General features: G+C 46.7%; 1 protein-coding gene. It reads right to left on the bottom strand.

The window, feature by feature from the left end; translation table 11 throughout:
- A partial coding sequence (locus tag A3739_RS06670) for an acyl-CoA dehydrogenase family protein (RefSeq protein ID WP_197472134.1) occupies nt 1–890 on the bottom strand: 890 nt, incomplete at both ends.

Raw genomic sequence — 890 nt, 5'->3', positions numbered from 1 at the left:
AGGGGTAGCTTTTCACAACCGGAGTCAGTAAATCTAGCAACACAAGTGCATTTTCGTCTCCACCGGCCTCATGTTCATCCACCAATTTAGACGCAAACAAACACAGCGCTAAGGAACCTTCTACATAGACTTTCTGAGCCAACAACATACGTTTCACATCAGCATGCTCAACAATATTCACTGGGGCACTTGTAGTGTCTCGATTTGAGGGTTTTCTGCCTTGTGGTCGGTCTTTAGCGAAAGCCAAAGACTCGAGATAACCGCGATAACCGATCATTGCTGCACCAAGACCTACGCCAATTCTGGCCTCATTCATCATCTTGAACATGTACGAAAGCCCTTTCCCCTCTTCACCAATCAAGAAGGCAGTACAGTCATCTTTCTCACCAAAATTCAGCACCGTTGATGTCGTGCCTCGATAGCCCATTTTGTGCAGTAAACCGGCCAACATAACATCATTGCGTTTACCCAAAGAGCCATCATCATTGAGTAGAAACTTTGGGCAAATAAATAAGCTTATCCCTTTCACGCCTTGAGGAGCTCCCTCGACGCGCGCGAGCACCAAATGAATAATATTTTCGGTGATATCTTGATCGCCACCAGAGATATACATCTTCTGACCTTTCAAGCGGTAGCTGCCATCGTCTTGAGGTGTGGCTTTTGTTGTCAGATCTCCCAGACTCGAACCAACATTCGGTTCCGTTAAAGCCATGGTTCCAGCAAATCGTCCAGAGAACATTCCATCTAGATACAAGCTTTTTTGGGTTTCGCTCCCAAACGCATGAATAAGATTCGATGCCGCACTCGTTAAGAATGGATAACCAGCCGTGCTCGGATTCGCGCCTGTAAACAAACCCATACATGCTGAATGCACCAACGCAGGCAGCTGC

The sequence above is a fragment of the Oleiphilus sp. HI0067 genome (assembly GCF_001635735.1).
This window is presented reverse-complemented; position numbering and strand designations above follow the sequence as displayed.